The 16,935-nt window shown below is 56.3% G+C and carries 14 protein-coding genes; 13 read left to right on the forward strand and 1 reads right to left on the reverse strand.

Going from position 1 to position 16,935, the window contains the following annotated elements; genetic code table 11:
- Positions 1-3: 3 nt before the first annotated feature.
- From ccmB to smc, 9 genes are all read left to right on the forward strand, one after another.
- Positions 4-702, forward strand: coding sequence for a heme exporter protein CcmB (ccmB, locus tag ACW44H_RS03215; RefSeq protein WP_457506831.1), 699 nt, complete (start codon positions 4-6; stop codon positions 700-702).
- A 14-nt stretch (positions 703-716) separates the two neighbouring features.
- Complete coding sequence (locus ACW44H_RS03220; protein ID WP_457506833.1) at positions 717-1,469, forward strand: heme ABC transporter permease; 753 nt, start codon at positions 717-719, stop codon at positions 1,467-1,469.
- On the forward strand, positions 1,469-1,660 hold the full coding sequence (gene ccmD / locus ACW44H_RS03225) for a heme exporter protein CcmD (protein ID WP_113268691.1): 192 nt from the start codon (positions 1,469-1,471) through the stop codon (positions 1,658-1,660). Before ACW44H_RS03220 ends, ccmD begins: the two co-directional genes overlap by 1 nt.
- The gene (gene ccmE / locus ACW44H_RS03230) at positions 1,657-2,166 is read left to right on the forward strand and encodes a cytochrome c maturation protein CcmE (protein ID WP_007111490.1); all 510 of its coding nucleotides are present in this window, start codon (positions 1,657-1,659) and stop codon (positions 2,164-2,166) included. The genes ccmD and ccmE overlap by 4 nt, the downstream gene beginning before the upstream one ends.
- A 104-nt stretch (positions 2,167-2,270) precedes the next feature.
- Positions 2,271-4,280, forward strand: coding sequence for a heme lyase CcmF/NrfE family subunit (locus tag ACW44H_RS03235; protein ID WP_457506836.1), 2,010 nt, complete (start codon positions 2,271-2,273; stop codon positions 4,278-4,280).
- Positions 4,277-4,804, forward strand: coding sequence for a DsbE family thiol:disulfide interchange protein (locus ACW44H_RS03240; protein WP_457506837.1), 528 nt, complete (start codon positions 4,277-4,279; stop codon positions 4,802-4,804). Before ACW44H_RS03235 ends, ACW44H_RS03240 begins: the two co-directional genes overlap by 4 nt.
- Complete coding sequence (locus ACW44H_RS03245; protein ID WP_113268694.1) at positions 4,795-5,265, forward strand: cytochrome c-type biogenesis protein; 471 nt, start codon at positions 4,795-4,797, stop codon at positions 5,263-5,265. The genes ACW44H_RS03240 and ACW44H_RS03245 overlap by 10 nt, the downstream gene beginning before the upstream one ends.
- Positions 5,262-6,500 (forward strand): c-type cytochrome biogenesis protein CcmI, encoded by a 1,239-nt coding sequence (gene ccmI, locus ACW44H_RS03250; protein WP_457506840.1) that lies wholly within the window; start codon positions 5,262-5,264, stop codon positions 6,498-6,500. The genes ACW44H_RS03245 and ccmI overlap by 4 nt, the downstream gene beginning before the upstream one ends.
- A 48-nt stretch (positions 6,501-6,548) precedes the next feature.
- Positions 6,549-10,043: a chromosome segregation protein SMC gene (gene smc, locus ACW44H_RS03255; protein WP_457506841.1), complete on the forward strand. Its 3,495-nt coding sequence runs from the start codon at positions 6,549-6,551 to the stop codon at positions 10,041-10,043.
- Between the two features lie 45 nt (positions 10,044-10,088).
- On the opposite strand, the gene ACW44H_RS03260 is transcribed toward smc, so the two are convergent.
- Positions 10,089-11,258 (reverse strand): mandelate racemase/muconate lactonizing enzyme family protein, encoded by a 1,170-nt coding sequence (locus tag ACW44H_RS03260; protein WP_457506843.1) that lies wholly within the window; start codon positions 11,256-11,258, stop codon positions 10,089-10,091.
- A gap of 98 nt (positions 11,259-11,356) precedes the next feature.
- Between ACW44H_RS03260 and ACW44H_RS03265 the strand changes: the two genes are divergently transcribed.
- From ACW44H_RS03265 to ACW44H_RS03280, 4 genes are all read left to right on the forward strand, one after another.
- Entirely contained in the window at positions 11,357-12,247 is an 891-nt protein-coding gene (locus ACW44H_RS03265; RefSeq protein ID WP_113268698.1) for a LysR family transcriptional regulator, read from the forward strand.
- 416 nt (positions 12,248-12,663) lie between these two features.
- On the forward strand, positions 12,664-14,472 hold the full coding sequence (gene zipA / locus ACW44H_RS03270) for a cell division protein ZipA (RefSeq protein WP_457506845.1): 1,809 nt from the start codon (positions 12,664-12,666) through the stop codon (positions 14,470-14,472).
- Positions 14,473-14,624: 152 nt separating this feature from the next.
- A complete protein-coding gene (ligA, locus tag ACW44H_RS03275) occupies positions 14,625-16,661 on the forward strand; it encodes an NAD-dependent DNA ligase LigA (protein WP_457506847.1) in 2,037 nt (678 codons plus the stop codon).
- Complete coding sequence (locus ACW44H_RS03280) at positions 16,658-16,933, forward strand: YheU family protein (protein WP_457506849.1); 276 nt, start codon at positions 16,658-16,660, stop codon at positions 16,931-16,933. The genes ligA and ACW44H_RS03280 overlap by 4 nt, the downstream gene beginning before the upstream one ends.
- Positions 16,934-16,935: the final 2 nt, after the last annotated feature.

The following is a 16,935-nucleotide window of genomic DNA, read 5'->3' on the forward strand; positions in this document are numbered from 1 at the left end:
GCAATGCCCCTGCTCGATCATAGGGGTGGGCTGATGATTGCCGTGAAGGCTACGTTAGTGCGTGACTTAACGTTATTGTTAAGGCGCCGTGGAGAAGTGCTCAATCCGCTGGTGTTTTTTGCGTTGGTGATCACCCTGTTTCCAATCGCTATTTCACCCGACCCTGAGTTATTGGCGGTTATTGCGCCGGGATTATTGTGGGTGGCAGCTTTATTGGCTGCGTTGCTGTCGTTAGACAGCCTGTTTCGCAGCGACTATGACGACGGAAGCCTTGAACAGTTGTTGCTGGCGCCCCAGCCGCTGGCTGCGCTGAGTCTGGCAAAAGTGGCCGTACACTGGCTGCTAACGGGGTTGCCTTTAGCGCTGATGGCCCCCCTGTTAGGCATTATGCTGGCACTGCCGGCGGGTAGTTACGCCGTGTTGGCGCTGTCGTTGGCGCTGGGCACGGCGAGCTTGAGTTTGATTGGCGCGATTGGTGCGGCATTAACGGTCGGCTTGGCGCGGGGTGGCGTACTGCTTTCGTTGTTGGTATTGCCACTGTATATCCCGGTATTAATTTTTGGCGCCGGTGCGGTGCAAGCGGCTATTTTCGGCGACGGTGTTTTAGCGCATTTGGCTATTTTGGGTGCGCTTCTCGCCGCCGCGCTGATGTTAGCGCCGTGGGCGATTGCTGCATCGCTGCGTATCAGTATTAACGGTTAAGGACAGGACTCGCTATGTGGGCCTTTATTCATAAACTAGGATCACCCAAGTGGTTCTATAGTATTAGCGCCAAACTACAGCCTTGGTTTTGGGCGGCGGCGGGGCTGCTGATTATCACCGGGTCGTTGTGGGGGCTGGCGTTTGCCCCGGCGGATTACCAACAGGGCAATAGCTTCCGGATCATTTATGTCCATGTGCCGGCGGCTTTTTTAGCCCAGTCCATCTTTATCGCCATGGCGGTGTCCGGTTTGGTTTTCATGGTTTGGAAAATTAAAGTCGCCGATATGGCCGCGGCGGTCATGGCCCCGCTGGGAGCCGCAATGACCTTTATAGCGCTGTTTTCCGGTGCGGTGTGGGGTATGCCGACCTGGGGAACCTGGTGGATGTGGGATGCGCGGCTGACTTCCATGTTGATTCTGCTTTTTTTGTATCTAGGAGTAATTGCTCTGCGTGGTGCCTTTACCAGCCGGGATAGTGCTTCGCGGGCGGCCTCGGTGCTGGCCATGGTGGGGGTGATCAACATTCCCATCATCAAGTACTCAGTGGACTGGTGGTACACCCTGCACCAGCCGGCTTCATTTACATTGACTTCGCGCCCGGCGATGCCCACTGAAATGTGGCTGCCCCTGGTCATCATGGTGCTGGGTTTCTACAGCTTTTTTATCGCGTTAACGCTAATGCGTACACGCAGCGAGATCTTGCGTCGCGAGGCTAACAAACACTGGGTGCAGGAACTGGTCAGCACCCGGGCGAAGGAGGCGCACTAATGGCATTTGGCTCTTTTTCCGAATTTATCGCTATGGGTGGCCACGCCCCTTATGTGTGGTCTGCGTGGGGCGTTACGGCGCTACTATTGCTCGCCACCGTATGGCATGCGCGTGTTGAACAGCGTCAACTGCTCAAGGGTTTAAAACGCCGTGTAAGGCGGCAAAACGGTACGAGGGGGAGCGCCCAATGACACCAAAACGTAAACAGAAACTCTTTGTAATCCTAGGCCTGGTGTCACTGGCTGCGATTGCCGTGGGGCTCACTCTGTATGCGCTGCGTGCAAACATTAATCTGTTCTTTAGCCCGGTACAGATCGCCCAGGGTGATGCGCCGATGGAGCGGCAAATTCGTGCAGGCGGCATGGTAAAAGAGGGTTCGGTTTCAAGAGACCCCGAGAGCCTCGACGTAGAATTTACCGTGACCGACTACGTCGATGACCTGGAGGTCTACTACAGCGGAATTCTGCCGGACCTGTTTCGCGAAGGCCAAGGCGTGGTGGTGGTGGGTGAGCTTCAGGCCGATGGACGTTTGTATGCCGATAAAGTCCTTGCGCGCCACGATGAGAATTATATGCCCCCTGAAGTCGCCCAGGCGCTGGAAGAGGCGGGTTATTCGCCTGCCGATTATCAGGCCAAAGCTGCCGAAGTAGGTAAACGCTTAGATGAAGAAGGCGTTCCCCAGGCAAGCGAATACTAGTTTTAGAAAACCAACCAGTTTTAGAAAACAAGTTTAGAAACCAGGTTTAGAAAACCAGGATTAGCAATACCAGGGCGGGTAACAAAGCCTCATGCGGAGTACACATGTTCATCAAACTGATCCCTGAAATTGGCCACTTCGCGCTAATTATTGCGCTGCTCATGGCGATGGTGCAGGCGGTGATGCCGCTGGCGGGCGCAGCGACCCGCCGTCCCTTGTGGATGGCTTACGGCCAGCCGATGGCGGCTGGGCAGTTTGTGTTTATAGCCATTGCCTACGCCTGTTTAACCGCCAGCTATATGCTCGACGACTTCAGCGTGGCGAACGTGGCCAATAACTCCAATTCATTGCTGCCCTGGTACTACAAATTCAGCGCAGTGTGGGGCAACCATGAAGGCTCCGTGCTGCTATGGAGTTTTATGCTGGCAGGTTGGGGGTTTGTGGCTAGCCTGTTCACCGGCAATCTGCCACGGGATATGGTCGCCCGGGTCATGGGTGTGATGGGCTTGGTCTGCACGGGCTTTTTACTGTTTATTCTGATCACCTCCAATCCTTTCGAGCGGCTGTTGCCCGATATGCCCCAGGACGGCGCTGATCTTAATCCGCTGCTGCAAGACTTTGGGCTGGTGGTCCATCCGCCGATGCTCTACATGGGTTACGTCGGCTTTTCCGTTGTCTTTGCGTTTGCCATTGCAGCACTGATGGGAGGGCGGTTGGACGCTGCCTGGACTCGCTGGGCAAGGCCTTGGACGAATCTGGCCTGGGCGTTTTTGACCGTGGGTATCGCGCTGGGCAGCTGGTGGGCCTATTACGAGCTTGGTTGGGGCGGCTGGTGGTTCTGGGACCCGGTCGAAAACGCCTCGCTATTGCCCTGGCTGACAGGCACTGCGTTGGTTCACTCGCTGGCTGTCACCGAAAAGCGCGGCTCGTTTAAAAGCTGGACCGTGCTGCTGGCGATCTCGACCTTTTCGCTTTCGCTGATGGGGACCTTCCTGGTCCGCTCGGGCGTGCTTACCTCGGTGCATGCGTTTGCCAACGACCCAGCTCGCGGGTTCTTTATCCTGATGCTGCTGGCGATTACGGTGACGTTGTCGCTCATAGTATTTGCTCTGCGCGCCCCACGGGTAAGCCATAAGGTTGGCTTTAATTGGCTCTCCCGCGATGCGCTGCTGCTGGTCAATAATATCTTCCTGGTGATTATGACCGTCACCGTACTGCTCGGTACTGTCTATCCACTGATTCTGGATTCTCTGGGGTTGGGAAAAATCAGCGTAGGCCCGCCCTATTTTAATGCCTTGTTTGTGCCGCTCACCGTAGTGATGTGTATCTTTATGGGGCTTGGTTCGGTTACCCGCTGGAAAAGCATGGCGACGAAGGATTTAGTCCGTAAGCTATGGCTGGCGGGTGTCGCCGCCCTAGTGCTGGGCGTGCTGATGCCGCTGCTGTATCGCGGCGAGTGGAACCTGTTCGTTTCGTTAGGCATTGTCTCGGCGTTATGGATTGTGCTGCCGATGGTGCGTGATGTATTCGATAAAACCCGCCACGCCAGCTCGTTTGTCGCCGGCGTACGCAAACTCTCGCTGGCTTACTGGGGCATGGTGCTAGGTCATGTGGGCGTAGCTGTCACCATCGTCGGCGTTACTGTAGTGTCTAATTACAATATCGAGCGCAATGTGCGCATGTCGCCGGGCACGACGGTAGAAGTCGCGGGTTATCAGTTCACTATGAGCGAACTGACCGAACGTCGCGGACCTAACTTCCTAGCGGATACGGCGATTCTTCAGGTTCAGCGCGGCGAGTCGGGCCGTCGCTTTACCATGCGCCCTGAAAAGCGCCTCTACTTGGCGACCGGCATGCCGATGACCCAGGTTGCCCTGAGGCCAGGGCTGTTTCGCGATCTCTATGTGGCCATGGGGGAGGATCTTGGCGATGGCAGTTGGGCAATGCGAGTTCAATACAAACCCTTTGTGCGTTGGCTATGGCTGGGTGCGTTGCTGATGGCGTTTGGTGGTGTGCTGGCAGTGCTCGATAAGCGCTACCGCCGTGCTGCGGTAAACCGCGAAGTGCCAAAAGTGGCCAGCAGAGGCGATACTGCCCAGGAGGCCACCGTATGAAGCGTCGGCTACTGCTATTACTGCTGCCGATAGGTTTTTTAGGCTTAGCACTATTTTTCTACCAAGGCTTAGCGCTGGATCCCTCCCAACGCGACTCAGCCTTGATGGCGCGGGAATTCCCCGCCTTTGAAGCCACCACACTGCGCAATGAGAACCGCCGGGTCGACCAAACGCTATTAGAAGGTGAAGTGACCCTGGTAAACGTTTGGGGCGAATGGTGCCCCGCGTGCAAGCAGGAGATGCCACAGCTGCTGGAGCTGGCTGACCGCGATATCCGTATGGTCGGGGTTAACTACCGTGATACCCGCGAGAAGGGCCTGCAGTTTCTCAGCGAATTTGGCGACCCGTTTGAAGTCAATATTTTTGATCCAGAAGGCGAGCTAGGGTTTGATCTCGGGGTTTACGGTGCCCCCGAAACCTTTTTGGTCGATGCCGACGGCGTGATTCGCTACCACCATAAAGGCTATGTCTCGCCGGAAGATGTGCGCGAACGGATACTGCCGGAGGTGGAAAAATGGCGTTAATACGTAACATCACCGCATTCCTGTTGCTGTTAATAGCGTTTGGTGCAGTGGCAGGCGGGATAGAACTGCGCGAATTTGATGACCCGGTCAAGGAAAAGCGCTATCACGACTTAACCGCCTCCATGCGCTGCCCGCTGTGTGAAAACCAGGCGATAGACGATTCCGACGCTCCTATTTCAGGTGATATGCGCGAGCGTGTTTACCAGCTACTGCAAGACGGCCAGTCGGATACCGAGATTATCAATCATATGGTGCAACGGTTTGGCGAGTATATTCTCTATAACCCCCGTTTAGAGAGCCGTACCTACCTGCTCTGGGGATTACCTATCGCCCTGGTACTGCTAGGCGCGGTCATTATCGTGTTGATGGTTCGCGCACGCCGCAACGCCTCGGCCAAAGCGCTGAGCGCCGAAGAGCGTCAGCGTATAGAAGCGCTGACTAACCGTAAGGGGGCCTCATGACGCTACTTTGGGTCGCAATTGCTGTTTTACTACTTCCAGCGCTATGGCTGCTGGTGTCGCCGCTTAGGAACGCTAAGTCTTTGCACGATCAGCAGTACGCCTTTGAAGCTAACGACACCTCTGCCGAGCAGAACGTAGCGATTTTTAAGCGTCGTCTGGCGTCGCTAGAGGCAGCACGTGAACGCGGTGATATTGATCCCGCGCGCTTTGAAGAAGACCGCCTAGAGCTTGAACGTAGCCTGCTGGAAGATACCGCCGTGCTCGAGCGGCGCCCTTTGAAGCCAGCCAGCGCCGGTCGCCTTGTGGTGCCATTCGTCATGGTTGCCATGGTTGCGGTCAGTGTCATTTGGTACCAGCAGCAGGGCGCAGAGGGTGACCTGGTGCTACTGGCAGTTCAGCAAGAGGTTCAGAACGACCCGGAAGGGTCGCTTGCCATGTATATTGAGCGCATGGAAGAGCAGGCCGAACGGCAGCCAGGTAATCCCAACGTATGGAGTGCGCTGTTTCCTGTCTATCGCGAAACCGGCCAGATGCCCAAGGCCGTGGCGGCGCTGGAACGTTTGATGGAGATTGAAGGGCGTATCCCTCCGTTGCTCGCACAGTTAGCACAAATTCGCTTCTTTATGGCCGAGCGTGAACTTACCGATGAGGTGCAGGCGCTGGTTGATGAAACCTTGGAGCAGGATCCTCGCCAGCCCACGGTACTGGGTTTGTTAGGCATTCACGCCTTTGATGACGGCGATTACGAGCAGGCGATTGACCACTGGCGTCGGGCAATCGCCAACATTGAAGATCCCAACACCGTGTCTTCGCTGCGTGATGGTATTCAAGTGGCTCAACAGCGCATGGGTATTGAACCTGAAGAGACCGTCGCCGAAGGCAACGGTGTTCGGGTGCGTGTCTCGTTGGATGAAGCGCTGGCCGATCGTGTAGACGATGATGCCAGCGTCTTTATCACCGCGCGTGATACTGAAGGCGAACTGCCGCCCCTGGCGGTCGTTCGGGCCCAGGTGTCCGAGCTGCCCATGACCGTGGTACTGGATGACAGCGCAGCGATGTCGCCCCAGGCACAAATTTCCCAGGTGCAGGAAGCGCGTTTAGTGGTTCGCGTTTCGCCCACCGGTGAAGCCATGCCTCAGCCGGGCGATCTATTTGGCGACCTGGAAAGCGTCAGCGTGGGGCCAATCTCAGACGATGAAGCCGCCGAGGTGGTGATTAACCGTGTCTTTGAGTAGCCGCGTTTTGAACCGCCCTGTTTTGATGCCGCGAAGCGTGACGCCGATATGCGTTTAACCTCGATACGCTTGGTCGGGTTCAAGTCATTTGTCGACCCTGTGACGGTGCCTTTCGATGGCAATATGACCGCCATCGTGGGCCCGAACGGGTGCGGTAAATCCAATATTATTGACGCCGTGCGTTGGGTGATGGGGGAGTCCTCCGCTAAAACCCTGCGCGGCGAATCCATGGCCGACGTTATTTTTAACGGTTCCACCGGCCGGAAACCTATCAGCCAAGCCTCCATCGAGCTCAAGTTCGATAACCGCGACGGTGGAATGGGCGGTGTTTACGCGCAATATGCCGAAATAGCCGTGAGGCGTTTAGTCACTCGCGACGGGCAATCCAACTACTTCTTCAACGGCCAGAAGTGCCGCCGGCGGGATATCGCCGACCTATTTATGGGTACCGGGCTAGGCCCGCGCTCCTACGCCATTATCGGCCAGGGCATGATTTCGCGGCTGATCGAAGCCCGCCCTGACGATCTGCGTTCGACCTTGGAAGAGGCGGCGGGTATCTCCAAATACAAAGAGCGCCGCCGGGAAACCGAAAATCGCATGCGGCGCACCCAGGAGAACCTGGAGCGCCTGGACGATATTCGCGAAGAGTTGGATAAACAGCTAGAGCGTCTCAAGCGTCAGGCCGAAGCCGCCAAGCGCTACCAAGAGCTGAAAGAGCAAGAGTACCGGCTCAAGGGCGAGCTGGCGCTGCTGCGGGGCCGGACCCTGCGCGCAGAGCAATCGCACCAGGAGAGCCGCGTTCGCGAGTTGGAAATAGCGGTAGAAAAAGATGTCTTCGGGGTGCGTCAGTGCGAAACCCGCTTGGAACAAGCCCGCGAGCAGCACGACGAACTTTCGGAAGTGTTGGATCGCCACCAGCAGCAGTTCTTTGAAACGACCACGCGCATTGCCCGCTTAGAGCAGGATCAAGCTCACCGCCGTAGCCGTGAAACGCAGTTGGCCAGCGACATTGCCACCACCCGGCGCGACCTGGACGAGCAGCGCCGGGTGAGCGAAGGCGATCAGGCGCGTTTAGCCGCCATTGATGAGCGCTTTGATGACCTGCTCCCTGAACACGAAGCGTTAGAGGAGCAGCTCGAAAGCCTGGAGCAGGCGCTTGCTGATGCCTCTCCCGCGCTGGAAGCCGCCGAACAGCAGTGGAACGATGCCGAAACCCGCTGGCGGGACGCCAGCCGCGATGCGGACCGCTCCCAGGATCAACTGCGTGACCTGGAACAGCGTATCCAGCGCCTGCAGGCTGAAAATCAGCGCCGTCGCCAGCAACGCAGTGAGGTCGCCGATCTCACTGGGCTACGCGAAGAGCATGGCGTGTGTGAAGAGCAGTTAGCCGCTGCCCAGCAGCAGGCGGAAAGCTTTCAAACCCAGCGCGACCAGTGGCAGCAGCGCTATAGCGACGCCAAAGCGGCCTACCAGCAGGCTACCCAGTCCCGCGATCAGCAGCGCGCTGAACTCAGCCAGCGTCAAGGGGAGTTGGCCTCGCTGCAAGCGCTAATCGACGCTGCGTTGGCAGACCACGACCCAGCGCTCGGCACGACACTTGAAGCGCATGGCCTGACAGAGGCACCGCAGCTAGGCGAAGTACTACAGGTTGAACCCGGTTGGGAAGCGCTTACTTCCTGGCTACTCGCCCCCTGGCTCAATGCGCGGCTTGTCACCTCCCAACAGTTGGCAGTCTTGCCTGAGGCCTTAGCCACCGACTGGCGCTTGATTGATAAAACGCCACCCGCCGCCTCGGCGTCTGGGCAGCGGCTGGCTAGTCTCGTCAAAGGCGCCGGTGCGCTAGGCGAGTGGTTAGCAAGCATTCACTACACACAAACGACAGCAGAGGCAGAGGCTCAGGTCGCCCACCTCGCCCCCGGCGAAAGTGTGGTGAGCCAGGAAGGCGTATGGCTGGGGCGCGGCTGGCTACAGCAGCAGGCCAACGGTGAGGGCATCGACGGGCTGCTGCTGACACGCCGCCGTTACGCCGAGCTGACTGCACAGCGCGAGCGTGAAGAAGAAGCCTTGGCGCTGGCCGAGGAGCAGTGCGACGTTGCTAGCGAAGCCATCGAAACCCTGGAGCAGGAGCGCGAACAGCAGGCCGAACAAGAGCGCGCACACGCTGCCAGCCTGCAGCAGTTAGCGGTTAAAGAGCGCAGCCTGGCGCAACGGTTGGAGCACTTGGAAAGCCGCGCCACGGAGTTGGATGAAGAACTCGCCCAGTTACAAGAAGATGAAGCAGAGTTAGCGCTTACTCTTGATGAGCAGCGTGCCCGCTGGCATTTGGCCATGGAGCAACTGGAGAGCGCGGCGCAAGCGCGGGAAACCAATGCCGAGCAGCGTAACCGACAGCGTGAGGCGCGTGACCAGTTGACGCAACAGCACGCCCCACTCAAAGCTCAGCAGCAGGCGTTGGCATTAGAACGCGAACGCTTAAGTGCCGAGCGCGATAGCCTCCGTTCCCAGCAGGCGCGCTCCAGTGACGTTGAGGAGCGCCTCTCGCTGCGCATTGCTGAACTGGAAGAAGCGCGGGAAATGCTGGTCGAGCCCGACGAGCTGGCGGGGGAAGAACTCGAAGAATTGCTTCATCAGCGTGAGCAGCAGGAAGGGCGCCTGAATGCGACGCGTCAGCAGGCCCAGGCACTGGCAGAGCAGTTGCGTAACGATGAACTGGCTCGCCAGCAACACGAGCGCAATCTTGAACAGAGTCGCGAGCAGCTCCAGCAGCGGCGCATGGAGGTGCAGGCGCTTGCCCTTAAAGCAGCCACCCAGGATGAGCAGTTAGCCGAGCTTGGCCATAACGTCGAGACCCTCGCCGAACAGTTGCCGCAGGAAGCGACGGAAACCCGTTGGCAGGAGCGCCTGGAAAGCACCACCGACAAGATTCGCCGCTTGGGGGCGATCAACCTCGCTGCCATTGAGGAGTACGACCAACAGGCCGAGCGGCGCAATTACCTGGAAGCACAGCACGCTGAACTCACTGAGGCGCTGGAAACCCTTGAACGGGCGATTAAGCGTATCGACCAGGAAACTCGGGTGCGCTTCCGTGAGACCTTTGATCAGGTCAATGCCGGGCTGCAAGCACTGTTTCCCCGTGTGTTCGGCGGCGGCGCGGCATGGCTAACGTTGACCGGGGATGACCTGCTGGAAACCGGCGTGGCGATTATGGCCCGCCCGCCGGGCAAGAAGAACAGCACCATTCATCTGCTTTCGGGCGGTGAGAAAGCGCTTACCGCGCTGTCGCTGGTATTCGCTATTTTTCAGCTCAACCCCGCACCGTTCTGTATGTTGGACGAAGTAGACGCCCCGCTAGATGACGCCAACGTAGGCCGTTACGCCAAGCTGGTGAAAGAGATGTCCGAGAACGTTCAGTTCATCTATATCACCCACAACAAGATCGCCATGGAAGCCGCCGAGCGCCTGATGGGGGTCACCATGCAAGAGCCCGGCGTTTCGCGGTTAGTCTCGGTGGGTATTGAAGAAGCGGCGGCGCTGGTCGATTAAGCGCCTTCGCTCTTTATCTATACCCTTAACACTTAATCTTCACCCTTAACTTTCACCAAGCGCGCGCATGACGGCATAAAGTTTAGACTTGGCTTCAAAACCCACGCCGGGAATATCTGGCAAGCCTACGTAGCCATTCTCTACCTGAATGCCATCCGCAAAGCCGCCAAACGGCTGGAAAACGTCCGGGTAGGATTCGTTGCCGCCTAGCTGTAAGCCTGCGGCAATATTCAGCGACATCTGGTGGCCGCCATGGGGAACCACACGGCGCGAAGACCAGCCAAGCTCATCCATGACCTGCAGGGTACGCATATACTCCACCAAGCCATAGGAGAGTGCGCAGTCAAACTGCACATAGTCGCGGTCGGGCCGCATACCGCCATGGCGAAGCAAGTTGCGTGCATCCTGATGCGAGAACAGGTTTTCGCCGGTCGCCATGGGTAGCTCATAGTGGTTGGCAAGCTCCGCCTGCAGGGCATAGTCGAGCGGGTCGCCAGCCTCTTCGTACCAGAACAGGTTATAAGGCTTGAGCGCTTCGGCGTAGGCGATAGCGGTGGCTTGGTCAAACCGGCCATTGGCATCCACGGCTAACCGGCTGCCATCACCGACTATCTTGATAACGGCTTCGATGCGGCGTAAGTCCTCTTCTAGCGGCGCGGCGCCAATCTTCATTTTGACCACGTTATAGCCGCGATCCAGATAGCTGCGCATTTCATCCTGCAGTTTGCTGTGATCCTTGCCTGGGTAGTAATAGCCACCCGCTGCGTAGACCCAAACCTTATCGTCTGCCTGCCCGTTACGGTAACGATCAGCCAGCAGCCGATAAAGCGGCTTGCCCTCAATTTTGGCCACTGCATCCCACACGGCCATGTCGATTGTGCCTACCGCCACGGAGCGCTCACCGTGGCCGCCGGGCTTTTCGTTGGCCATTAAGGTTTTCCAGATAGCAAAGGGGTCCAGGTTGTCATTGGCCTGATCAATCAGGCTTTCCGGGTCGGCCTCGCTGATACGGTCAAGAAAACGGTCGCGCATCAAAGCGCCCTGACCATAGCGGCCATTGGAGTTAAACCCGTAACCAATCACAGGTTTACCGTCGCGTATAACGTCGGTGATGACTGCCACCACCGAACAGGTCATCTTGGAAAAGTCGATATAAGCGTTGGCAATGGGTGAGGCGATGGAAACGGTTTTTTCGCGGATTTCAACGATGCGCATGCTGTGCTCCTTAAAGGGTGATAGCACCACATTAAGCGTGACAATTCAGCGCTACCAATGCTATTACTGCGCCACCCCATGCTGAAACGGCATTGCCCATGGAACTGGTTTGGCTCGAAGATTTTATCGCCTTGGCAGAACACGGCAGCTTTGTGCGCGCCGCCGAAGCACGCCATATTACCCAGCCTGCGTTTAGTCGGCGCATTCGCTCGCTTGAGCAGTGGATGGGCGTCAGCCTGTTTGTGCGCACGCCCCAAGGCACCACGCTCACCGAAGCCGGCGCCCATATCCACACGCGTGCATTCGAAGCGACCAGCCGTCTTTATCGGCTGCGCGCCGAAGCCCAGGAAGTGGCAGGTAAAGCAGCGAAAACCCTGCAGTTCGCCGCCACCCACTCGCTCTCCTTTACTTTTTTTCCACGCTGGATCCGTCAGGTAGAGAGCGGAGCGCCAATTGAAGCCATTCAACTCCACTCAGACAGCATGCTTGGCTGCGAGCAGCTGCTGGTGCACGGAGAGGTTCCCTTTTTGCTCTGCCATCGCCATCCCGACGTACCATCGCCACTGGCCAAGGAGCATTTTGACAGTCAGCAAGTCGGTAATGACACCCTCATCGCATTGATGGGAAGCTCGGTAGAGGGTAATAACGCAACTAGTCAACTACCCTATTTAGCCTATACCGAAGCGTCGGGGTTGGGGCGGATAGTCGCTCATCGTTTATACGGTAATAGCGAGGTGTTAGCGCTTAAACCGCAGTTTAGTAGCCACTTGGCCGCCGTGCTGATGTCGATGGCCCTGGAAGGGAAAGGCGTTGCCTGGCTGCCGAAAAGCCTTGCAGAGCAGGAGCTTAGCGATGGGCGGCTGGTGCGGGCATTGGATGAGCAATGGGATATTGCAGTGCAAATCCATCTTGTACGGCCAATAGCCCCGTTAAGCGTTGCCGCCGAAAGCTTTTGGATGCGAGTGTCGGATCAACGTCCAAGTGGTTAATAAAGAGAGATTAACAGTAGGCTGAAAGCGTAAAAAATACCCTAAAGTTTACAACTTAACTATATTACCCCTTATTGTGCGCATGAGATGGCTAAGCATTTTATAAGCAGGTTATGGTTTGGAGGTGGAGTCATTTGTCAAAACAACTTCTCTTTCGACTAGGATTCCTTTATAAATTTGTTTATAAATGTTAAACAAAATGCTTGCGGCACTTTTTATTGAATTAAGGTCGATTTTTTTTGCCTTAAGCGGTGGCAACACTTTGCGGCGACGTGAAAATTGCGTTAAATACAGCAAAAATTGGCCATTTTCATAGCAATCGCGCTATGCTTGGTAATAAGTACTTTTAAATAGCAGTTACCCAAATTCAGGCATGGTGCCTTAGCAACCGGCAAGATGACCATGGAATGTTCGACATGGAATTAAGAGAGTGGCTAATCATTTTAGGGTTGGCGTTGGTATCGCTTATCGTTATTGACGGTGCGCGTAGGCTTCAACGTCAGCGTCGTGTACCCCGTCTAGACCAAGTGGATAAAGATCTTTCAGGCAAGCCGCTGGAAAGCTCTGAAGATCCCGAAGAGGCGGCTAAAGCTGCAGAGATTAATTGGGAACTTCCCAACGGTGGAGCTCGCGTTATTAAGCCCGCTGACTATAGTGGCTTAGGCAATAAGCCGAAGTTAGAACGTCAAGAGCATCCTGGCCCCTCCAGGGTGCTCTCTGAGTTTAGGCGTTCGGCATCAGCCAAAGCAGCTAAACGTAAAGCGGATAAAGCGGATAGAGTAGAAAAAGCAGCATCAGTTGCAAAACCTCAGCCGTCTAATGCGATAAAAACGCCGCAGTCGGTTGCTACTGCTACGACTACCTCAACTCCTACTACCTCTATGCCGACTGAGCATGAGCGCCGGGAACCCAGTATTTCTATGTCCAACACGCCGCCCAACGCAAGCGCTGATATAGCGCAGCCCCGGGCAGCTACTGCTCAGCAAAATGTCGAGCCGTCAGATTATCCTGCCGCAGCGCCTAACCCCTCGGTTACTGAATCAGGCGTACAAGCAAATGAGCCGGCGACGCCTGATGCGCTTTCCTTCGCTGCCAGTGATAAAGAGCTTGGTAAAGCGGAGTTGTCTCAACAGGAGCAAGGACCAGAGCCTGTGCTGCGTGCCGAGCCTGAAGATGCCGTCTTTGCCAAACATGCCAATGAGCATTCACCTAAACGGCGCCAATTGCGTTCCGATACGGTAGGTGAATACGATGAATTGGATGATGATGAAATCGATGAATATCGCTTAGTTGATTTTGAAGGAATGGGGCGCTCACTTAAGCGCCGTTTGATTGAGCGCCGCAAAGAAAAACAGCGTAAAAAGGCTGAGAAAGCGGTGCGAGATAAGGAATTGGCTAAACAGAAAGCTGAGCGTAAAGCGCTAGAAGCTGAACAGCGCCGCGAAGCAAAAGAAGCTGCTGAGGCAGAGCGTGTCCGCCTTGCTCAAGAACAGGCACAAGCCCGTGAAGAAGCCGCGGCCAGTGCAGCTGCCGCCGATAGGTTGGCGGCTCAGCAGCGCGCCGCTGAGGAAGAAGCGCGTCGCTACGAAAGTAATGCGTATGCAGCCCATGAAGATGGTTTTGAAGATAGCGTTGCAGAACGCTTTGAAGCTGACGATTATAACAGCGAAGTTGCCGATGAGCGTGAGGTTGATGAGCGAGCCCGCGTACATCCGACCATAGAAAAAGCCTTGCGCCACGATGTGAACGGTGAACACGCCAAAGAAACATTGAGCAATGCCGAAGAAGTCGTCGTGATTAGCGTTCTCTCCCGAGACCCCGAAGGTTTCGATGGCACCAAGTTACTTGATCTAATGATGGTGTGCGGGTTGCGTTATAGTAGCGCGATGGGTGTTTTCCACCGTTTTGAAACTGAGAGCGATGATAGCGAGCTGCAGTTCTCGATGTTGAACGTGGTTAAGCCTGGTACTTTCCCCATTGAAAAGATGGGTGAGTTTATGACGCCAGGCATCACCCTGTTAATGCCGCTGCCTGGGGCAATTGATAGCTCCGTTGCTTTTGAAGCCATGGTAGAAACCGCCATGGTGGTAGTACGTCATATGGGCGGCGAGCTGAAAGATGAAAACCGCAGTGTCATGACCGCGCAAACGATTGAATTTGCCCGCCAACGTGTCCGTGAGTTTGAACGTCGTCATCGTTTACAGCGACACATGCAAGCGCGCTAATTATCGAACGCTAAGGAATACCTGCCGTTAAACACCCGCCTTCTTGCCAGAAGGCGGGTGTTTCTGTTCAATATGCCAACGTTTTGTAATTCGCTCCTTTTCATATTTCCCAGGTTTTGCGTTTTCGCTGCCGTGTACTGGAACCTAGTCTAATGAGTCAGCCTGATTCTCAACCTCTGGAAGAGATTACCCAACTGCGGGCCGCCCTGGATGAAGCAAACTACCGTTACTATGTACTGGATGACCCCACGCTGACGGATGCCGACTACGATCGTAAGCTGCAGCGCTTACAGCAGTTGGAAACGCAACACCCTGAGTTGGTCACGAGTGATTCGCCGACGCAACGTGTGGGCGCCGCCCCAGCGGATGGCTTTCCACCCGCGGTACATGCTATCCCTATGTTGTCGTTGGATAATGCCTTTAGCCGTGAAGACATTCATGCCTTTGCCGAGCGAGTGGCCGAGCGCTTGGAAGGCAGCGCGGACGAGATTGAATTTACCTGCGAGCCTAAGTTAGACGGTGCCGCCGTATCGTTGGTGTACGAACAGGGAATTCTCGTGAGCGGGGCGACGCGCGGAGATGGGCGCACCGGTGAAGGCATTACTTCAAATCTGCGCACGCTGCGTTCAGTGCCGTTAAAACTAATGGGCAAAAACGTACCTGAACTGTTGGAAGTACGTGGCGAGGTCATAATGCGCCATGCAGGCTTTGAAGCGCTGAACGAGCGCGCTCGGGAAGACGGTAGCAAGGTATTTGCCAACCCACGCAATGCGGCGGCTGGTAGTCTGCGCCAGCTCGACCCGCGCATCACCGCGAAGCGTCCATTGGAGTTCCACAGCTACCAAGTTGCACGTTTGCAACCTGAGCTTGGCGATACCACCCATAGCGAGCTAATGGCGCGATTATCGACGCTGGGGTTTCGTGCCAGCGCTGAGTTGAAGGTCGTCAAAGGCCCTGAGGCGGTTGCTGATTACTGCGAGCAGTTGGGCGCCAAGCGTGATGCGCTGGGCTTTGATATCGACGGCGTGGTGGTTAAGGTCAATGACCTACGTTACCAGCGTGAACTAGGCTTTGTTGCCCGTGCGCCGCGTTGGGCGGTGGCCTTTAAGTATCCTGCTCAGGAAGAGGTCACTACCCTTAACGATGTCGAGTTCCAGGTCGGCCGTACCGGCGCGATTACCCCTGTGGCGCGCCTTGAGCCGGTCACTGTGGCAGGTGTCACTGTGTCCAATGCTACGCTACACAATGCCGATGAAATCACCCGCTTAGACGTGATGATTGGTGATACGGTATCGATCCGTCGGGCCGGCGATGTTATCCCCCAGGTCGTTAGGGTGCACGTGGAGCAGCGGCCAGCGGATGCCAGGGCCATTGTTTTTCCCGAACACTGCCCGGTATGCGGTTCGGATATTGAGCGCATCGACGGCGAAGCGGTGGCGCGCTGCTCCGGCGGTCTTTACTGTGCGGCACAGCGTAAAGAGGCGCTAAAACACTTCGCTAGCCGCAAGGCGCTGGATATTGACGGGCTAGGGGTAAAACTGATTTTTCAGTTGGTCGATTTAGACTGGGTGAAAACCCCGGCTGATTTGTTTCACTTGAGCGTAGAGCAGCTACAAAGCCTGCCGCGCATGGGCGAGAAATCTGCCACGAATTTGGTCAATGCACTACAAAAAGCCAAATCAACAACCCTGGCGCGGTTTATTTATGCGCTGGGTATCCGTGAAGTGGGTGAAGCGACTGCCGCCAATCTGGCCAGTCACTTCGGCACCCTGGAAGCCATTCAAACCGCTGAGCTGATGGCGCTAGAAGCCGTCAACGATGTCGGGCCGATTGTCGCTGTCCATGTGCATACCTTCTTCCGTCAGCCGCACAACCAGGAAACCATAGCTGCCCTGCTAGAAGCGGGTATTACCTGGCAGGAGGCGGCAGTCACCCAAGGCCCCACGCCGCTGGAAGGCCAAACCTGGGTGCTCACCGGTTCGCTTGAGAGCATGACGCGGGATGAGGGTAAGGCACGCCTGCAGGCGTTAGGGGCCAAGGTGGCAGGCAGCGTATCGAAAAAAACCACGTGTCTAGTCGCTGGTGAAGCGGCCGGCAGCAAGCTGACCAAAGCCGAACAGATGGGCGTGGAAGTTGTCGGCGAGGCCACTTTTATTGAACGTTTGGCAGAGTGGGAGCAGCGTGGATGAGCCGTTTTATTGAAGTGCCTGCAAGAATGCTACCCCCGGAAACCCTCAATGCCTTGTTGGAAGCGTTTGTTACCCGTCAGGGCTACGACACCACTGATACCACGGGCGAAGGCATGCACGGCTGGGTAGCCGAGCTCAAAAAGCAGCTAGAGCGCAATGAACTAATCATCGCCCACGACCTCGAGCTAGAGATGACTGAGGTCATGACCATAGCGCAGTGGCGTTCTTTTGGCCGTGATATCGCCGATGACGAGGAAGAAGGCGATTTTTAGAT

The sequence above is a fragment of the Vreelandella sulfidaeris Esulfide1 genome, assembly GCF_054072535.1.

What these genes read in the sequence shown, in the direction of transcription:
- ACW44H_RS03260 (WP_457506843.1), bottom strand. Translation starts at nt 11,258, where the DNA reads ATGCGCATCGTTGAAATCCGCGAAAAAACCGTTTCCATCGCCTCACCC.
- ligA (WP_457506847.1), top strand. Translation starts at nt 14,625, where the DNA reads ATGAGTCAGCCTGATTCTCAACCTCTGGAAGAGATTACCCAACTGCGG.
- ACW44H_RS03235 (WP_457506836.1), top strand. Translation starts at nt 2,271, where the DNA reads ATGTTCATCAAACTGATCCCTGAAATTGGCCACTTCGCGCTAATTATT.
- ACW44H_RS03240 (WP_457506837.1), top strand. Translation starts at nt 4,277, where the DNA reads ATGAAGCGTCGGCTACTGCTATTACTGCTGCCGATAGGTTTTTTAGGC.
- ccmD (WP_113268691.1), top strand. Translation starts at nt 1,469, where the DNA reads ATGGCATTTGGCTCTTTTTCCGAATTTATCGCTATGGGTGGCCACGCC.
- zipA (WP_457506845.1), top strand. Translation starts at nt 12,664, where the DNA reads ATGGAATTAAGAGAGTGGCTAATCATTTTAGGGTTGGCGTTGGTATCG.
- ACW44H_RS03220 (WP_457506833.1), top strand. Translation starts at nt 717, where the DNA reads ATGTGGGCCTTTATTCATAAACTAGGATCACCCAAGTGGTTCTATAGT.
- ACW44H_RS03245 (WP_113268694.1), top strand. Translation starts at nt 4,795, where the DNA reads ATGGCGTTAATACGTAACATCACCGCATTCCTGTTGCTGTTAATAGCG.
- smc (WP_457506841.1), top strand. Translation starts at nt 6,549, where the DNA reads ATGCGTTTAACCTCGATACGCTTGGTCGGGTTCAAGTCATTTGTCGAC.
- ccmI (WP_457506840.1), top strand. Translation starts at nt 5,262, where the DNA reads ATGACGCTACTTTGGGTCGCAATTGCTGTTTTACTACTTCCAGCGCTA.
- ccmE (WP_007111490.1), top strand. Translation starts at nt 1,657, where the DNA reads ATGACACCAAAACGTAAACAGAAACTCTTTGTAATCCTAGGCCTGGTG.
- ACW44H_RS03265 (WP_113268698.1), top strand. Translation starts at nt 11,357, where the DNA reads ATGGAACTGGTTTGGCTCGAAGATTTTATCGCCTTGGCAGAACACGGC.
- ACW44H_RS03280 (WP_457506849.1), top strand. Translation starts at nt 16,658, where the DNA reads ATGAGCCGTTTTATTGAAGTGCCTGCAAGAATGCTACCCCCGGAAACC.
- ccmB (WP_457506831.1), top strand. Translation starts at nt 4, where the DNA reads ATGCCCCTGCTCGATCATAGGGGTGGGCTGATGATTGCCGTGAAGGCT.